This is a genomic window from Pseudomaricurvus alkylphenolicus (assembly GCF_011683955.1).
Taxonomy (GTDB): domain Bacteria; phylum Pseudomonadota; class Gammaproteobacteria; order Pseudomonadales; family Cellvibrionaceae; genus Pseudomaricurvus; species Pseudomaricurvus alkylphenolicus.
Genome location: NZ_JAAQPI010000001.1, coordinates 86881 through 104565, shown reverse-complemented (window position 1 = coordinate 104565; position 17685 = coordinate 86881). Strand labels below are relative to the sequence as shown.

Here is a 17685-nt window from a genome sequence, read left to right as displayed (position 1 = left end):
AACAGGAGGCGTCAACATGCAGGCCGCTATCATCCGAGATAAACAATTCTGGATTGAAGACATTCCCACACCGCAGCCGGGACCGGGGCAAGTGTTAGTGAAGGTGCTGAGCTGTGGGATCTGTGGCTCGGATATTCACTTGTTCAATCAGGGGCCGGATTTGGTGGCCAAAGCGGCTGCCGCAGGCGCCCCAATCGACGATATTGGCACTGATATGGTGTTAGGGCACGAGTTTGTGGGCGAAATCGTTTCCTTTGGGCCCGAGACCACGGAAGCCTTGGCAGTTGGGGATCGGGTTACCAGCGTTCCGTTCCTGATGAAGGACGGGGTCGTAATTCCCATCGGTGCCAGTAAGGCGACTACGGGTGCCTACGCACAGTACTTGTTGTTGACAGAGGCTGCGTTAGTTCTGGTTCCTGAATCTATGAGCAATGACGCCGCGGCGTTGGCCGAACCCCTGGCTATAGGGGTTCACGCGGTGGCGAAAGCCAACGCGGTTAGCACCGACGCGGCGCTCGTTATCGGTTGCGGGCCTATTGGCTTGGCGACAGTCGCGGCACTGCGTATGCGAGGTGTTACGCAGATCATTGCGGCGGATTATTCAAATCGTCGCCGCCAGCTGGCGGAGCAAATGGGAGCGTCACGAGTCGTCAATCCCGCTGAGGAGAACCCCTATGAGGCGCTGCAGTCAATTACCGCCACTGACAACATCATTTTCGAGTGCGTGGGGCTCAAGGGCCTGATCCACGAGATAATTGTCGGAGCGCCCCAGGGGTCTCGAGTGGTGATAGCGGGTATATGTATGGAGGAGGATTTGTTTATGCCCATGCTAGCTGTCAGTAAGGAGCTGTGCCTGCAATTTGTGACTTACTACACGCCGGAGGAATTTGCAGAATCGCTTCAGGCATTAGCCGAGGAGCGTTTTAATTGGCGACCCTGGATCACCGGTAGAGTGAATCTGCGTGGCGTTAGCGACGCATTTGAGGCGTTAAAAGATCCTGAGCAGCACGCCAAGATCTTAATTGAGCCTTGGTCTTGAGGCTCGTTTTACCTCTCCTACTTCTCTACCTTTAGGTCGCAATTGCGGCCTTTTTTCGGACTCGTGCTGCCAATCCGGAATGAAGAACGGGATATTAATGAACAATTTATCCATAAAGTTTCTTGACTGCCTGTGTATATACCAAATAGTATAAACATAAGTGACTACCGCTCGGTATAAACAGTGGTAGGCACTGAATTTCAACAAAGCTCATTGCAGAGAACTATCATAAAGACAATTACAAGAGGCGACTCCCATGGAACATATCGGCTTAATCCGTTTTCCCCGTAACCTGATAAGCGCTACTCTGCTGGCTGCATTGTCGCCTGGCGTAATCCACGCTGATGAATTCACCGACTTCTCCATAGAAGAAATTGTGGTGACAGCGCAAAAGAGGGAACAGTCATTAACAGATGTGGCTGGCTCACTTCAGGCATTTACCGGTGACAACTTAGAAAATCTGGGTGTCACTGGGCTGGAAGACATTGCTGGCATGATTCCCTCTGCATCTTTTGTAAACGCTCCCGCCGCCGGTTGGCAGACGATGCAAATTCGTGGGATTTCCAGTGGTACGACCGGAGAGGCAACCACAGGATACTACATAGATGAGTTGGCATTCGGCGTGCCAAATTTGCAGGTGGCACCTCCGGCTCGTTTTTTTGACCTTGAACGAATTGAAGTACTGCGCGGCCCTCAGGGAACACTTTACGGACAGGGTTCTATGGGGGGCACGGTGAAAATCATAACCGCTGATGCTAATCCCAATGAATTTCAGGCGAAATTCCAGACCGGTATCGCCAGCGCCAGTGGCGCGGATCTGAGTTACTATGCAGATTTTTCTGTCAATTTGCCGCTGATCGAAGACAAGCTAGGTCTGCGTGTCAGTGGTGGTATGGATAAGACTTCCGGTTACGGTAAATCCCCGGACTTTCCCGATGAAGACAAGCTGGGCGATTCAGATTCCAGTAATGTTAGAGTGAAACTCAACTTCACACCCAATGATGAATTGAGCATTGAAGCGACACTTTGGCATATGGAGTCCAACCAGGATTTCAGCAGTTTTGTGGATGCGAAGGGTGAGCTCTATCCAGCTTTGGATCAGGCAACCGCTGCCACTTTGGCACCAATTGCCGGCGCTGCTGATCTGGCGGTTATTCTCGACCCCGTGACCTTCGCCGTTGTGGGTCCAAACCCGGATCCAATGGCTGGTGGTACCTTCTACCAAGATGCCTACAGTGACTACCTGCAGGCGCGTTCTGAGTCTCACAACGAGTTGGATTCGGGCTTGGATATGGCTTCGGTCCAGGTTGACTGGGATTTGGGCTTTGCCACGCTGGTCAGCGGCACCAGTTATATGGATCACCAGTTGCCTTGGACTCTGGAGTTTGCGGGGGGGCTTTCTGACATCACAGCCCTCTATGAAACAGAGAGTGTTACTCAGGAACTGCGTTTGGTCTCCAACGGAGATTCGAACCTCAACTGGTTAGTCGGGGTATTCATTAGCGAGGCTGAATTTGAATCCGAAACTTTAACGACTTTGCCGAATTTGGGACCGGTTTACGGCCCTCTCATCGGAGGCTTGACAGGAGATACCCTTGTCAAAGGAAAGGCGGATATCAGCACCCGTTCTGTATTTGGTGAAGTATCTGCGATGTTGTTCGACGGGGTTTTGGAACCCAGTCTGGGCCTTCGGTACTTTGAGGATGAACGCACTTTCACCGGTATTAGCGAGGGTGGTTCATCTTCCGGAACCTCGAACTCGCTGAATCCTCGATTAGCCGTTAAATGGAATCTGGCAGAAGAGGGAATGGTTTATGCGTCTGCAGCCAAAGGTTTCCGAAGCGGTTCAGTGCAGGGCACAGATTCGGTCGCAGGCGCTGCCGCGATGGGCATTAATACCGAGACATTGTTGGACGAAGACTCTCTTTGGAGTTTTGAGCTGGGCAGCAAGTGGACATTGCTCGACGGTAGTTTGGTTCTTGATGCAGCGCTCTACCACTCCCAATGGGATGATGTGCAACTGCAATTCAGTACTGCCACGGTGGTTGCCAACGCCAATGCCGGTGATGCTGAGATTACAGGCTTTGATCTGGGTGCTATGTATGCCACTCCTGTAAAAGGATTGACGCTTCAGTTGGCGGCGAATATTAATCGATCAGAATGGACGTCCGTGGATCCGGTTATTGCTGCCGTATTGCCGGGTGTGGAAAAAGGGGGAGAACTTGCCAACGCCCCTCAGCGATCAGCAACATTTTCGTTGGATTACCAAACCCAGGTATTTAGTGAACTAGAGGGCTTCGCGCGTTTTTCCTGGTCTCATCTGCGTCCACAGATGGAGGTTACTTCGGGCAGTACCACTGAAGAAATGAATGATCTGTCACTTCGGTTGGGGGTAAAAGCTGGCGACTGGGAATTTACCCTCTTCGGCGAAAACCTTCTTGATCAGGCTGGCCCCATAGGGTTAACAAATTACACCCCTGCGCCAGAACAACGACTCTACCCACGTAAGCTGGGTTTGAACATCAAGTTCCAAATGTAAGGTTATTAACCACTTTTTCTATTTTTATTGAGGTTTATCTTTATGCGCGAAGCCGTTATCGTTTCCACCGCTCGCACTGGTATGGCCAAGTCGATCAAAGGCAGTTTTAATAATACGCACCCCATCGCTTTAGCCGGGCATTCACTTCACAATGCCATCAGCAGGGCGGGCATTAGCGCCGATCAATTGGAAGACGTGATTCTCGGGAGTGGTATGCCTGAAGGCGCGACCGGGTTCAATATCGCTCGTACCGCTGCGGTGAAAGCCGGTTGCCCGGTTTCTACGTCTGGTGTGACGGTTAATCGTTATTGCTCGTCCGGTCTTCAAGCCATTGCCATGGGTGCCGGCCGTATTCTCAACGAAGGGGTGCCGGTATTGGCTGCCGGCGGCGTGGAATCAATCTCCATGGTACAGATGTCCGGCAAAATGAATATGCATCAAGCGACTGAGGCGGAACTGTTTTCGAGTAAACCCGCGTTATGGATGGGAATGATCGAAACTGCAGAAATTGTGGCGGAGCGATACGGTATTAGTCGCGAAGATCAAGATGAGTACGCTCTGCAAAGCCAGCAACGTACCGCGGCGGCACAGGAGAAAGGCGCTTTCGACGACGAAATCGTTCCTATGGATGTCAAGTGGGCCAAACTGGACAAGGCCACCGGTGAAACCACTTTGATCGATAGGTGCGTAGATCGCGATGAGTGCAATCGCCCTGAGACTACCCTGGAGTCTCTAGCAGCGCTGGAGCCCGTACACAAGGATGGCCTGGTGATAAAAGAAGGCCGCTTTGTTACGGCCGGCAATGCAAGTCAAATGTCTGATGGCGCCAGCAGTGTTGTGATGATGGAAGCCAAGCTTGCAGAGCAGCAGAATTTGACTCCGCTAGGGGCATTTCGTGGTTTTGCGGTAGCCGGCTGTGAACCTGAAGAAATGGGTATTGGACCGGTCTACGCAGTGCCCCGTTTACTTGAGCGCAATGGCCTAAGCATCAGTGATATCGGTCTGTGGGAACTAAACGAAGCGTTTGCCTCACAGTGTCTGTACTGTCGAGATGCGCTGGGAATAGATCCGGATATATTTAACGTTAATGGTGGTGCCATTTCCATTGGTCACCCCTACGGAATGACGGGCGCGCGTTCAGTAGGCCACGCCTTAATCGAAGGAAAGCGCCGCGGCGTAAAATTCGTTGTGGTTACCATGTGTGTTGGCGCAGGAATGGGTGCCGCAGGATTGTTTGAAGTTTATTAAAGGGTTGGCGACATGATCAAAATTGTGAAAAGCAAGGAGCTGCCATCACTACTTGGCTATCAAGCAGAGCCGACCGAATGGTTTGAGGTAACGCAAGATCAAATCAACAAGTTCGCGGATACCACGCTCGATCATCAATTTATTCACGTGGACCCCGCCAAGGCGGCGGAAACTCCATTTGGTGGCACCATTGCTCATGGGTTTCTTACACTATCGATGATTTCCCATTTCTCGCAATCGTTTTCTGTGGTGGCGGAAGACGCGGTTATGGGATTGAATTACGGTTTTGACAAGGTGCGTTTTCTAACGCCTGTCAAAGTAAATTCTCGGATTCGTGCCCATGCCGAAGTGACGGAAGTTACCCAAAAGTCTCCCGGGCAATTTCTAATACGTTACAACATCAGCATTGAAATCGAAGGCGAAGATACACCGGCCCTAATAGCGGACTGGTTGGGTCTGTTGGTCGTTCCGGTTTGAACATATATTGCAGCACTTAAAGGTTACGAGGTAAAAAATGACAATTCGATTTGACGGTCAAGTGGCCATTATTACGGGAGCCGGAAACGGACTTGGCAGGGCGCATGCTCTGTTGCTGGCCGAGCGTGGTGCCAAGGTAGTCGTTAATGATTTGGGTGGTGCTCGTGATGGAAGCGGACGTTCCTCAGAAGCGGCCGAAGACGTTGTGACGTTGATTGAAAAAAATGGTGGGGAAGCTGTCGCACATGGTGCTAATGTGGCCGACTTCGATGAAGTACAGGACATGGTTAAAACCGCCATGGAACGCTGGGGCCGTATTGATATTTTGGTCAACAACGCCGGGATCTTGCGTGATAAGACTTTCAGCAAGATGTCGCTGGACGATTTTCGCTTAGTTATGGACGTGCATGTGATGGGTTCGGTTCACTGTACCAAGGCTGTGTGGGATATCATGCGAGAGCAGAACTATGGCCGAATCGTGATGACCACCTCTGCGAGTGGTATGTACGGTAACTTTGGGCAAGCCAATTATGGTGCTGCCAAAATGGCTGTGTTGGGTCTAATGAATACATTGGTCCTGGAGGGCGAAAAGAACAATATCAAAGTCAATGCATTAGCCCCAGCGGCGGGTACTCGCATGACGGAAGAGTTGATGCCAGAAGAGCTGTTTAAACTGATGAGCCCTGAAGTCGTGAGCGCAGGTCTGGTAACGCTCTGTGCTGAAAATGCTCCGAATCGGCAGATTCTTTGTGCCGGCGCAGGTGGCTTTGCCAGTACTCATCTGTACGAAACATCGGGAACTTACATAGCGCCTGAGCAGCTGACACCCGAAGCAGTTTTGGATCGAGGCAGCGAGATTTTTTCGCGAGAAGGTGAAAAGGAATTACACGGCGCTGGTGAACAATCCCTAAAGTTTGTCACTCAAGCGATGCAACATTATGGCATCGAAATGCCGAAAGATTGAGGTAGATGTGATGGAATTTGTGAAAACTGAAATCAATGGACGCATTGCCAAGGTGAAGCTGTCTCGCGGGGATGGGCGCAACGCGCTGTCCCATCAGGCTATGACAGAGCTGCGTGATACCGGAAGAATGTTACAAGATCAGCCAGAGATAACCGCTGTTGTGCTATACACAGACGGAGGCAATTTTTCCGCTGGAGCTGACCTTAGCGATGCCAGCCATTTCCGCGATGACGCCAGTCTGCTTGAACTCCGTCACATCATGAAGCTAGGGCCGGATATGTGCAAGGCTTGGGAGGACATCGAAGCCTACACTATCGCGGCCATTGAAGGCTATTGTATTGGGGGGGCTTCTGCATTGGTTGCGGCTCTGGACTACCGGGTCTTGGCTAGGGGAGGGCATATGCGTCTTCCGGAGATTGGCCTCGGTATCAATATGAGTTGGCAAACCATACCCAGATTAGTCGCGCAAATTGGTCCGGCTCGGACAAAACAGTACGTGACCCTGAGCGAGTTAATTGAACCTGAAGAGGCGTTATCCTGGGGGCTGGTTGAAGAACTCGCCGACAATGGTACCACGTTGGAGCGAGCCATGAGTTTTGCCGAACGTGTCGCAGCTCTGCCGCCGCTTCCGGTGAAGATGACCAAGATGGCGGTCAATGCGACCGCCAACGCTCTGGCCCAGGCAACCAGTTATATGGACAGGGACCAATACATGTTGACAGTACAGACTCAGGATTTCAAGGAGTCGGTCAATGCCTTTTTTGAAAAGCGTGATCCTAAGTTTACTGGAAACTAAGGAGTGCCTTTAATTCTCCTGTTGGTAAAATGTAATTATGGTTTTTCTGCTGATGTCTGGGTAGGTGCGAATTCTACTGCGACAGGAGCATAACCCGAAATCTGGAACCCTACTTGATACCCTATAAAGGTAATAAATTTTGTGAACGGCTGAACTTGTCGTCCCTTCGGCCAACGCGACTTGCTCTGCAGCGGGACTGGCAAAGATCGCTGCAGTCGTTGGATCTACTCAACGAGCGGGGAGAGTGCTACCAGGCAGAAGTTCTGAAGTGCGCCGGAAGAATAGGCTGATCGGTAATGATCTCTTAGTGGGTTGTGCTTTTCGTTCCACAGAGACATGCCCGTTCCATCAGCCTTGAATTCCAATTTTCGAGTACGATTAGTAATCCATAATGGGGTTATATACCCCCCATACAAATATACTTGCTTTCCAGGTGCTCATCCAATCCATATCTGGAGCCCTCACGTCCGATGCCGCTCTCTTTGATGCCCTTGCGCCAGAATTGCTCAAAAGCGATCTGGAGAAGTACCTCTTCGTCAAATTGTCTGGGGCGCATCTATGTCTCCTTTCATTGATTCCAGTATTTACACAAAGTCAAAAACCTTGTCTTGTCAATGTCGAGACTTTGATGAAATGACGGCAATTTACACCCAGTCAATATGGCGGCGATTGGAGCCCTGGTTCAATCGATCCAGCTATCGAAGAGGCATAAAGTGAATGTATGTACTGGATGACTACAACAAGATTATGTAAGTTCTTGTACTTGACAAAGGCTTCTTTATCAAAACAAAAAGAATAACTGTCTACAATCAACCTCAATGATCTGAGAGAATTACCTCCTTAAGGTGATCGCCTTTCAGTGCCTGGCGTATCACGACGTAATTTATGACATAGTTAATGACATAGTTATTGATATAGCCAATTGTGAGGATCTCCAGATGCATCTTCAGAAATATCCGGCTTTTTGGGTTCTTTCCCTTTTATTCTGCCTACTGTCGAATACGGTCTTTGCCGGCTCTTTAAATTCCGGTGATGTTTCGCAGGTGCTACAAGGCGCCAAGCGTATAGAGACGTCAGACGGATGGTTTGAAGTCATCAAGCTGCCCATGGAGGTTTACGCTTTCCACGAGCCAGGCCACATTGAACAAGTAACGTCTTTCCTGATCCTGGGCGAAACCCGGGATCTCCTCTACGACACGGGTATGGGCATAGCCAGTATCAAGACCGCCATCAACGAAGTACGCCGTACCGAAGGTCTTCCTGAAAAGGAACTTATGGTGCTTAACAGCCACGGTCACCTGGATCATATCGGCGGCAATCACGAGTTCGACCGTATTTACTTCTACGACAACGAATGGCGGGTGCGTAAGTTGACCGAAGGCATTGTGCCCGGGCAACCGATGTGGGTCCCGTATTACGCGGAGGTGACGGGAGATCCCGCACCGCCAACTTCTTTCTCCCCGGAAACCATGGGGGTATTGCCTGTTCCGAAGGACAGGCTGCACAGACTGGATGTCAATCAGGATATTGATCTGGGTGGACGCCGTTTAAAGGTGATACTGTCCAGAAGTCATACCGACGATTCGCTGATTCTCTTTGAACCCGAGCAGGGCCTGCTATTTACCGGCGATGTATTTGTGCCGGCAGGCTTTTATGTGCGGGATTTTGACGAATTGTACAAAGATCTGAAAGTGCTTAGCGGTTTGAATGTGAGCTATCACTACAACACCCATGGGCCACAAATGTTGGAGAAACATGTACGTAGCCGTGTACAGGCTGCGGTGAAAAAAATTACGTCTGGTGAGGAATCCTCCAAACAGGAATTCTATCTGGGAGCCATGCGCAAGGTTTACCGTGTTGACGGGTATACGTTCTGGTATTTGCCGGAATTTCTGATGTATTAGTGCGTCTTTTTTCATCTGCCAGAGGCTAAGTGAATCTACAGCCTGGTACCGTCGAATTGCGGTCGTGTGCGGTTGTCCTCTTAGGGCAAGTTTTTGTAGCCGGAAGATATTTATCGATGTGGGTACTACGGGTAATTATTGACGGAGTATAGGGACAAAAAACCTAGGGACGACCCATGAGGCCAAAGTTCTGGAGAGGAGAAACAAGTGCCAGGTGATATTTTTATTGAGGATTTGTCGGAGCCGGTATTTACCGAGCAGCAACGTGCAATCATAGAGCAGAGTCAAGACTTGGTGGTTGATCTTAGTCGCGAATCCATTCTGGCGGAAGCTGAGCGGAAGACGGGATTAAGCGACTGGGGGCCAGAGGACTTTCTAGAGCGGCTGGACCTGCTGTGCGAGGAATGGAACGCCGACCAAGGCCTGACCAATCTCGGCCGCGACTCGCTTCGGTACAAGCTCTTGCAGGACGCCACAAACCGACTGATGATCCAGGATCAGTTCAATCGGCATCCGGAAATTCACTCCGTGCAAATCGAGGCACCCATCATTGTGGCGGGATTGCCTCGCTCAGGTACCACGCATCTGCTTAATCTGATGGGCGCCGATTCGCGGTTGCGGGCTCTGGAACTCTGGGAATCCTACGAGCCTGTACCCACCCCGGGTGAGGCCCTCCTGGAGGATGGTACCGATCCCCGTTTTCAGCGCTGTGCCCAGATGTGGGAAGATCTGAAAATGATGCTACCGCACCTGGAGGCGATGCACCCCATGACGCCAGACCACATACACGAAGAGCTGGAGTTGATGGGCCCTAATTATGGTTCTTACATCTATGAATGGCTCGGTTTTTCGCCGCGTTGGCGCGACCATTACTATGGCGAGGATCAAACCTATCAGTATGAATATATGCGAGATGTGCTGAAGCTGCTCACCTGGCAAGATCGAAACACTGACAGGCCCGCGCGTTGGGTGCTCAAATGCCCTCAGCATTTGGAGCAGCTTCCCGTGTTAAATAAGGTATTCCCTGACGCAACCATTGCAATAACACACCGTGATCCGGTCTCGGTGATTCAGTCCACGGTAACCATGATAGCCTATGGACAGCGCTTCAATCGTAAAAAAGTAATGACAGGTCAATTGCTGGAGTATTGGACGGATCGGGTCGAGCGGTTGCTGCGAGCATGTACCAATGATCGATACAATCTGCCGGAGTCACAGAGTATTGACGTACCTTTCCATGAATTTATCAAAGACGATACTGGTATGGTGGAGAGAATCTACAGCAAAGCCGGGCTGGAGATGACTGACCAGGCCAGGGCGGAACTGAGCCAATTTGTGGATTCTCATAAAGACGATTATGGCAGGGTTGTTTACGATCTGAAGCGGCAGTTTGGTGTGGATCCGGACGACCTGCGTGAGCGTTTCAGCTTCTACTATGATGCTTTCCCCGTTAAGCGGACCAAAGGCTAATAGTTAACCACTGAGAATTGAGCGAACAGGCTGCCTTTGTTTTTTCAAAGGCAGCTGTCGGATTGCTTAGGCGACGTAGGCGGGGTAGTCGCAATAGCCTTCTCGGGTATTGGTGTACAGTCGGCTTTCATCTGTGGGAGCCAATGGATAGTCATTACGGAACCGATCAACCAAATCCGGGTTGGCGATAAAGGCATTGCCAAAGGCGATGGCATCCCCTTCCTGCTTATCGATTGCCTTTTCCGCGCGAGCCTGGGTATAGCCGCCGTTTAGAATCAAAGGCCCTTTGAAGTACTGTTTGGACAAACCAATCACATCAATGGTGCTGGCTCTCATCAGATGCAGGTAGGCAAGGGGGAGGTGGCTGATGCCCTGCAAGAGGCCCCGTGTGGACTCCTCTGGATCGGGATCCTTAACATCATTAAACGGGAACCCGGGGCATATACGCAGCCCCACTCGTTCTGCGCCATCAACGGCGGCCATGGCCTCAAGTGCCTCCAGGAAAAAACGCACTCTATTTTCCAGTGAGCCACCATAGGCATCAGTACGATGATTGCTTCCCGGTGACAGAAACTGGGCCGGCAGATAGCCACTGGCGCCGTGCAGTTCCACGCCGTCGAAGCCAGCTTCATAGGCGTTTGCCGTGGCTTGAGCATATTCGTGGACGATGTTCTTTATCTCTGCGACATCGAGTTCGCGAGGCATGGAAAAGGGCTTCATACCTGCTTCCGTGTACACCGCACCATCGGCGGCAATGGCGGAGGGCGCAACCGTCTCGGCTGTTTTGCTCTTATTATCCGCATGAGAACAGCGGCCGACATGCATGACCTGCAACACAATGGTGCCGCCCTGATCGTGTACGGCGTCAGTTATCCTTTTCCAGGCGTCGATTTGATCTTGGTTGACAATACCAGGTGTGCGACAGTAGCCCTTGCCGTTTTCCGAGGGGTAGGTACCCTCGGCGATAATCAGTCCGGCCGAGGCGCGTTGGCGGTAGTACTCCAGCATCATCTCAGAAGGGGTGCCGTCATCAAGGGCGCGACTGCGGGTCATTGGGGCCATAACTATGCGGTTGTTCAGTCTCAATCTGCCGAAATTGCAACTCTCTAACAGTCGGCTCATCACGCTTTCCTCAATATATTCAAAAACTTAATACGGGTATTTGGGATAGATTACAGTACTTGATCATAGCGGATCAGGCACAGGGGGACTTGCCAAAACCAATTGAAACCTGTTCTTGAGCTTACAGCGACAGGTCGGGAAATCGGAAGCAATCAGACTTGCCAAGCCGGGGGAGAGGTCTGGTCGCAGAGCGGCGTTGCGGACCGCGGTCTACCCACGAATCCGCAACCTCTGTCATCAGGACGGGGTCTTTTCAGCGTAGAATTGACTGAAATACTTGCGCCATTGGGCAATGGGACCGTCACCGTCACAGAGGATTGGCTGATGCCGGTACTTCTTATGGTTCCAGACGGGAATGTCCACTTCAGCAAAGCCGGCGGCCTCACCGAGATCAGAAGAACCGATGGCTTGATCGTAGAGTAGCTCGGTTTTGATTTGCTGCTCGGAACCTTTAGGATGCTTCTCGAATGTAAAGAGATAGCGGCTCAAGGTCGATTCCGTGGTGATGGGCAGTGGAATAGCAAACATCAAAATGCGGGTATCGCCATGAACGTGATGAATCACCTGAATGGATGGGCCGTAGGACTTGCCGAGCACCTTCATATGTTCATCGACGTAGATGTCGAAGTTAAAGATATGGCCGTCGGCGCTGCTGACGCCCTCTGGCATAATCGGGCTGCGATGGAGATACTTGATGTGGGGGCAATCAACGGAGTTCTCTCCCAGCTCCTGTATGCAGGTATCAATGGTCCACTCGCCCAGGCGCGGCTCGATATAGTTATCAGACTCCAGCTCAGGCACGTCGGGTATAGAGAAGCTGGGCTCGGCGTTGTCCGGATGATACCAGGCCCATATTAATCCGTAGCGTTCTTGAGTCGGGAGGGTACGGAGTACCGATTGGCGTTCGCAGATTTTCGGAGTGTTACCGTAGGGAACATCTTTGGTCCAGCCATCGGCGTCAAACTGCCAGTGATGAAACGGGCAGCGGATGTTATTGCCTACGACCTCACCACCGTGGCCCAAATGCGCGCCCAGATGTGGGCAAAACGGGTCACTCATGCCGACGGAGCCGTCCTCTCCTCGAAATAGAACCCATTCTTGATCAAACGCCTGGATGGTTCTTACCTCGCCGATGGCGAGTTTTGCGGACAAATCAATGGCGAACCATCCGAATGGAATCGGGAATGGGCAACGCTCCAGTTCCTTGGAGGTGGCGATATGTCTCACTTTGGGTGGTTGACTCATGTTAACTTCCTCTAGGTGATGTAGCCTAACAGTTGGCGTGATTATTCCGGTCAGTGTACTTCGTTATATTCAGGGTGCTCAGAGCGACACTCACATCGCTACAAGCAACTTTCACTGACATTCTTTCACACAAAAACAGCAGGCGTTTATCCCGGAGGGACAAAAAAATTATCTTTGGCTAACAAAATTTCACTCTTATCGGTCTGTATCGCCCCCAGATAGATACCTATTAGGACACCTGTTTCTATCGCCTCTACGGGGTTTGTCATTTTGAGATAAGACAATGTAAGGGTTCGCAATTGTATCGCTTGTCCGCTGGGGATAACTTTTCTGCAAGTATTATCAAAAGTGCAGGAGACAAGTTTATGTTAGTTCTTAAGCCCGGGGCTCGTTTAAAGAGTGCGGTATGCGATACCGAAGTTATGGTCGTGAAAGGTTCAGGCGAGGTTGACCTTCGCTGCGGTGGCGCCTCAATGGTTAACGCCACCGAACAAGGCGAGGGCCAGCTGAACGCTGATTTCTCTGCCGGCTCTCTGGTGGGAAAACGCTACACCACTGAAGACGCCGCCATCGAGTTGCTGTGCACCAAGGCGGGAGAGGGTTCACTGTCACTCGGGGAAGCTCCGCTGGGTATCAAACAGGCACAAACCCTGCCGTCGTCGGATTGAATCTGCCATGAACATTTTTACCTTGCTGAAAATGTCCGCGGAGTGCTTTCCTGACCGCATAGCGCTGACCAGTGGCGATGCTCACATCAGTTACGGTGAGTTATTGCAAGCAGCCGAGGGGGCTGCCGAGCGATTTCGCAACAGCGGCTGCAAATATGTATCGGTCATTGATGTCAGTAGCCCGGCGGTGCCAATAGCTTTGTTTGGCGCTGCCGCAGCGGGTTTACCCTATGTGCCCATCAACTATCGTTTGACCGTTGATGAGATTCAGGCACTGAAAGAGCGAATCGAGCCCGCCTACATAGTGACAGAGGACAATCGGGACAACTTTATTGAGGAATCTCTGGCCTTTGACGGGCAAGCCCAGGAACCGCCGGAAGATCCGCAGGCCATCGCCGTGCAATTGTTTACCAGCGGCACCACCGGCAAACCCAAGGCGGCAGTGCTGCGTCACGAAAACCTGATGAGTTATATCCTTGGCTCTGTTGAGTTTGCCAGCGCAGATGAGGCCGACGCCAGTCTGGTGTCCGTCCCTCCTTATCATATCGCCGGTATTTCGGCGGTTATGAGTTCGATTTACACCTGTCGTCGTCTTGTGCAGTTGCCCAATTTCGATCCGGTTGAATGGCTCCGACTGGTCAGCGAGGAGCGGGTCACCACGGCTTTTGTGGTTCCCACCATGTTGTCCAGAATCATTGAAACCATGGAATCGCAGAGCACAGCTCGGATGCCGAGTCTCAGAGCGGTTGCCTACGGCGGCGGTAAGATGCCGGTGGCGGTTATCCGTCGTGCCCTGGAGCTGTTTCCAGAGGTGGCCTTTACCAACGCCTATGGTCTGACGGAGACCAGTTCGACCATTACACTGCTGGGACCCGACGATCACAAGCTGGCACTGGCGAGTACCGATCCACTGATTAGAAAGCGCCTGGGCTCTGTCGGCAAGCCACTGCCGACCATTGAGGTGCAAATCCGCGACGACGACGGAACCGTATTGGGCAGTAATCTGGCCGGAGAAGTTTACGTTCGCGGGGGCCAGGTGTCTGGCGAATATCTGGAACGCAAGGCCGTTCAGGATGATGGCTGGTTCCCGACCAGAGACAAGGGCTACCTTGACGAGTTCGGATACCTCTATCTGGATGGTCGCGCCGACGATGTCATCGTGCGTGGCGGTGAAAATATTTCACCGGGGGAAATCGAAGACGTTCTGTTGGCTCACGACTCAGTAGCCGATGCCTGTGTTGTCGGTATTCCCGATCAAGATTGGGGAGAGGCGGTGGCCGCCGCGGTAGTGCTGAAGCAGGGAGTGCAAGTGAACGTCGATGAGCTGCAGACATTGGTTCGCGAGCAAATGCGTTCATCCCGGGTACCGGGCCAGATTCGATTTATGCAGGAGCTGCCCTATAACGATATGGGCAAATTGCTGCGCAGAGTTGTGAAAGAACAATTAAGTCAATAATAAATTCGGAGAATAATCTATGACCACACCACTCGAGGGAGTTCGTGTACTGGACCTGTCCCGGGGTACCGCAGGGCCGATGGTTTCAATGGTTTTAACCAGCAATGGCGCTGACGTTATCAAAATTGACCCCCCGAGTGGGGACGACTTTGCATCCCAGTTGGGATACAGAGCCTGGCAGCGGGGCAAGCGCAACGCCGTTTTTGATTTGAAGAATGATGCTGATCGCACCGATTTCCTGAATCTGGTCAAAACAGCGGATGTACTGTTGGAGAGCTATGCCCCCGGGGTTACCCAGAGACTGGGCATCGATTATGAAACAGTTTCCAAGATCAATCCTCGACTGGTGTACTGCTCCATCACCGGCTACGGCCGCAACAATGAGTTGTCGGATCGGCCTGCCTACGAGGCTCTGGTGGCTGCCCGTCTGGGTTTCCATTTTGACCAGCGCGGACGGGTTGGCGGGGTTTTTCATACCTCCGGTGGCGAAATCCCATTCGAGGATGTGGAATTCAATCAGGACGCGGTAGAGGGGCCCAGGCACCATGATCGCGATGGCCCTTTATTTAACGGTAACAACTGGCTCAGTTCAGGGGCTACCTATGCGGCGCTCACCGGTATCAGTGCAGCGCTGTTTGTGCGTGAAACCAGCGGCCGTGGCCAGTGGGTGGAAACCAGTCTGTTACAAGGTGCTTTGAGTGCCGGTATTCTGGCCTACAGCCGGGCCGACAAACCGGAAGCTCCGCATTTCGCCACCTGGATCAATGATTCGCGCTCACCGAAAGGCAATTTCGAATGCTCTGACGGTCGCTGGATCATCAATTGGGTGCCCAATCCCAACTTTATTTTGGGTTCTTCTGAAGGAGATACTTTAAAACCCGCGGCGGAAGGCCCCACCATGTCCGTGAAGCAAGACCCCGATCGAATCATGCCGGGTGTAGAGGACATGATGGTGCTGGATCACTATCATCCGCAGCTGGCCGCTGCCTATAAGCGATTCCCGTCGGATGACTGGGTAGAGGCGGGAGCTGGCACCCAGTGTATTCAAAAAATCCGTACGCCTGAGGAAGCCCTGAATGATCCGGAGTTTCTGAAAGACGGCTGCGTTGTCGAGGTTGAGGATGCGGAGCTGGGCACCACCCGTCAGTCTGGCGTATTGTTCAAACTTGAGAAAAACCCTATATCCATTAAGGGCGGCGTCGCCAAATCCGGGGAGCACACGGAAGAAATCAAACAGGAGGCCAAGGCGGCCGAGTCATTGGCCATTGATGCCGGCAAAGCGCCAGCACCTGAGCATCCGCTGGCGGGCATCACGGTGATTGACCTTGGTTTGGCCATCGCCGGCCCCTATTGCGGGCAGGTGCTGGCGGATATGGGGGCAAACGTCATTAAGGTCAATGCCACCTATGACTGGTACTGGCATTCCAATGCCATTGCCATGTCGGCTAACCGTGGCAAGCGCAGCATCGCGGTCGACATGCGCAGTCCGGAAGGTGTGGAAATCATCAAAAAGCTGATCGCCAAGGCCGATGTGGTGATTCACAATATGCGTTACAACGCTGTCGAGGACAAGGGGTTGGATTATGAATCCCTGAAGAAATTGAATCCCCGTCTGATCTACTGCCATACCCGCGGGCACGAGAAGGGTCCCCGTGAGAAACACCCGGGCAATGATCAAACCGCTTCTGCGCTCACCGGTACCCAATGGGAAGATGGCGGTTGTCGTCGAGGAGGTCGCCCTTATTGGACCATGACCACACTGGGGGATACCGGTAACGGGTTTTTGGCTTCAATCGGCATTCTGCAGGCACTGAGGCAAAGGGAATTAACCGGCGAAGGGCAATTTGTGGACACTTCCATTGTCAATGCTCACCTGCTGAATACCTCGCATGTGATAGCGCCTGCCGGTGATGGAGTCTTTGACAGGCCACATCTTTCCGGTGACGGAATGGGTTATTCAGCCGGCTACCGACTCTATAAAACCGCGGACGATTACCTGTGTATTGCCGCCCACAAACAGACGCACTGGGATCAATTGTTTACCGCTGTTGGTCACCCCGAATGGGTTCAGGAAGGGCGTTTTGCCACGGTCGAAGCGCGCAAAGAAAACAACGATGCACTGGAGACCGTGTTAGCGGATATCTTTGCGTCGGGCACTGCCGCAGACTGGTTTAAACGCCTCGATGAGGCGGGTGTCCCCTGTGAGATCTCGGATTCCGAGTTCAGTCGGGCTATGTGGCAGGATAATTCGTTCCTACTGGAAAACGGGTGGCTGGTTAACTTACCCCACCGCGTCCTGGGGCGGGTTGGGCATGTCGGTATTGTCACGGATCTGTCAGAAACACCTGCTGTTGTTCAGAGCGGACCGCTGATTGTGGGTGAACAAACCCGGGAAATACTGGCTGAGCTTGGTTATTCAGAAGAGCAGCAGACAGCGTTGTTTGCCGAAAATGTTGTCTCGGATGAATCCTGTTATATGTATGACATAGGTGAGGCTATCTAGTCCTACTCTGTCACTCAGAAAACTCCTCTGCGTGGGGTGGATTAGGCGAAGCCGTAATCCACCCCACGTTAGGCGCTGTGTCCTTCAGGGCGTAATCAACGCCCCTCTTTCACAATAATGAAACTCCCTATTCATATATATAAATATGTTATATATATTTGCTTGTATATTGCCTGCAGGATGGAATTTTGGCTTGGAAGATTATGGTAAGAGAATTAGTGACCCTGCCAATTCACTTCTTGTTTGCGTCAACT

Annotated in this window: 14 protein-coding genes; 11 read left to right on the top strand and 3 right to left on the bottom strand. The window is 51.9% G+C overall.

Annotated features, from left to right (window positions below):
- Nucleotides 1-16 precede the first annotated feature (16 nt).
- The 6 genes from HBA55_RS00435 (at nt 17) to HBA55_RS00410 (ending at nt 7063) form a co-directional block, all read left to right on the top strand.
- Nucleotides 17-1039 carry a zinc-binding dehydrogenase gene (locus HBA55_RS00435; RefSeq protein ID WP_166985292.1) on the top strand — a complete coding sequence of 341 codons (1023 nt, stop codon included), beginning with the start codon at nt 17-19 and terminating at the stop codon, nt 1037-1039.
- 256 nt (nt 1040-1295) lie between these two features.
- Nucleotides 1296-3578 (top strand): TonB-dependent receptor, encoded by a 2283-nt coding sequence (locus tag HBA55_RS00430; protein ID WP_166985289.1) that lies wholly within the window; start codon nt 1296-1298, stop codon nt 3576-3578.
- Nucleotides 3579-3620: 42 nt separating this feature from the next.
- On the top strand, nt 3621-4826 hold the full coding sequence (locus HBA55_RS00425) for an acetyl-CoA C-acyltransferase (protein ID WP_166985286.1): 1206 nt from the start codon (nt 3621-3623) through the stop codon (nt 4824-4826).
- A 12-nt stretch (nt 4827-4838) separates the two neighbouring features.
- The gene (locus HBA55_RS00420) at nt 4839-5303 is read left to right on the top strand and encodes a MaoC family dehydratase (RefSeq protein WP_166985283.1); all 465 of its coding nucleotides are present in this window, start codon (nt 4839-4841) and stop codon (nt 5301-5303) included.
- Nucleotides 5304-5340: 37 nt separating this feature from the next.
- The gene (locus HBA55_RS00415; RefSeq protein WP_166985280.1) at nt 5341-6267 is read left to right on the top strand and encodes an SDR family oxidoreductase; all 927 of its coding nucleotides are present in this window, start codon (nt 5341-5343) and stop codon (nt 6265-6267) included.
- Nucleotides 6268-6277: 10 nt separating this feature from the next.
- Nucleotides 6278-7063: an enoyl-CoA hydratase/isomerase family protein gene (locus HBA55_RS00410; protein ID WP_166985276.1), complete on the top strand. Its 786-nt coding sequence runs from the start codon at nt 6278-6280 to the stop codon at nt 7061-7063.
- Nucleotides 7064-7460: 397 nt separating this feature from the next.
- Here the strand turns inward: HBA55_RS00410 and HBA55_RS00405 are convergent, their stop codons facing one another.
- Nucleotides 7461-7619, bottom strand: a complete 159-nt coding sequence (locus tag HBA55_RS00405; RefSeq protein WP_166985035.1) for a hypothetical protein — start codon at nt 7617-7619, stop codon at nt 7461-7463.
- Between the two features lie 382 nt (nt 7620-8001).
- Between HBA55_RS00405 and HBA55_RS00400 the strand changes: the two genes are divergently transcribed.
- Both HBA55_RS00400 and HBA55_RS00395 read left to right on the top strand, forming a co-directional pair.
- On the top strand, nt 8002-8967 hold the full coding sequence (locus tag HBA55_RS00400; protein WP_166985273.1) for an MBL fold metallo-hydrolase: 966 nt from the start codon (nt 8002-8004) through the stop codon (nt 8965-8967).
- Between the two features lie 207 nt (nt 8968-9174).
- Nucleotides 9175-10437 (top strand): sulfotransferase, encoded by a 1263-nt coding sequence (locus HBA55_RS00395; protein ID WP_166985270.1) that lies wholly within the window; start codon nt 9175-9177, stop codon nt 10435-10437.
- A gap of 66 nt (nt 10438-10503) precedes the next feature.
- Here the strand turns inward: HBA55_RS00395 and HBA55_RS00390 are convergent, their stop codons facing one another.
- The gene (locus HBA55_RS00390; protein ID WP_166985266.1) at nt 10504-11559 is read right to left on the bottom strand and encodes an alkene reductase; all 1056 of its coding nucleotides are present in this window, start codon (nt 11557-11559) and stop codon (nt 10504-10506) included.
- A 237-nt stretch (nt 11560-11796) separates the two neighbouring features.
- Complete coding sequence (locus HBA55_RS00385) at nt 11797-12804, bottom strand: Rieske 2Fe-2S domain-containing protein (protein WP_166985263.1); 1008 nt, start codon at nt 12802-12804, stop codon at nt 11797-11799.
- 365 nt (nt 12805-13169) lie between these two features.
- Between HBA55_RS00385 and HBA55_RS00380 the strand changes: the two genes are divergently transcribed.
- From HBA55_RS00380 to HBA55_RS00370, 3 genes are read left to right on the top strand one after another with little or no spacing between them, the layout of a single operon-like run.
- Entirely contained in the window at nt 13170-13472 is a 303-nt protein-coding gene (locus HBA55_RS00380; protein WP_166985260.1) for a hypothetical protein, read from the top strand.
- Nucleotides 13473-13479: 7 nt separating this feature from the next.
- The gene (locus HBA55_RS00375; protein ID WP_166985257.1) at nt 13480-14928 is read left to right on the top strand and encodes a class I adenylate-forming enzyme family protein; all 1449 of its coding nucleotides are present in this window, start codon (nt 13480-13482) and stop codon (nt 14926-14928) included.
- A 19-nt stretch (nt 14929-14947) separates the two neighbouring features.
- Nucleotides 14948-17431, top strand: a complete 2484-nt coding sequence (locus tag HBA55_RS00370) for a CaiB/BaiF CoA transferase family protein (RefSeq protein WP_166985254.1) — start codon at nt 14948-14950, stop codon at nt 17429-17431.
- Nucleotides 17432-17685: the final 254 nt, after the last annotated feature.